Below are 652 nucleotides of genomic sequence, written 5' to 3'. Positions count from 1 at the left end.
GGCAAACAGGCGTGCGCGCGCCTTCCCTAAAGGGCAGTAGACGACGCCCCGGAAAGCGCACACAGTGCACGGACCACCCCATGAGCGCGCCGATCCCCGTTTCCATGTCGCTGTCGTTGATGACGATGCGAGCGTCTGTCGTTCGCTCGGGACTCCAGCAGTCACAGGAGCAACCGACCGACGTTGGAAGCGGCGCTGTTCCGTCTCGCGAGAGCTGTCTTCGATGTTTCTCGCCAAGCCAGATCAACTCAAGATTCTTCCATCCTGTACCGGAGTTTCAATCCATGAAAGTGCGTCTTTTCTCGCGGTTCGCCGCATTCGCAATGGCTCTCTTGCTCACCGCTTGCGCCGCACCGGGCTCGCAGCAATCATCGATGGCGATCCGCCAGGGCAAGATCGAGCAGATCATGCCGACTGAGATCGCGACCTCCCACCATACCGGAGTGGGTGCAGTGCTCGGCGGACTGGCCGGTGTCGGAATTGGCAGCCTGATCGGTGGCGGCACCGGCCGCGATGTTGCGATGGTCGTGGGCGCGATCGGTGGTAGCGTGGCGGGCAGCCACATTGCGGAGCGTTACAGCAAGCCGCTTGAAGGCCAGCAAATCTTCGTTCGCACCGACAGTGGTGTGCTTGTCGAGGTGACGCAGCCGGG

General features: G+C 62.1%; 1 protein-coding gene. It reads left to right on the top strand.

Annotation, left to right across the window (positions count from 1 at the left end):
• Positions 1-284 precede the first annotated feature (284 nt).
• On the top strand, positions 285-652 hold a 368-nt coding region (locus AC1D2E_RS36065), incomplete at its 3' end, for an outer membrane lipoprotein (protein ID WP_478201822.1).

Source organism: Variovorax sp. P1_H2, assembly GCF_056405295.1.
The sequence above is the reverse complement of the archived record's forward strand: the minus strand, read 5'-3'. Positions and strand labels throughout refer to the sequence as shown.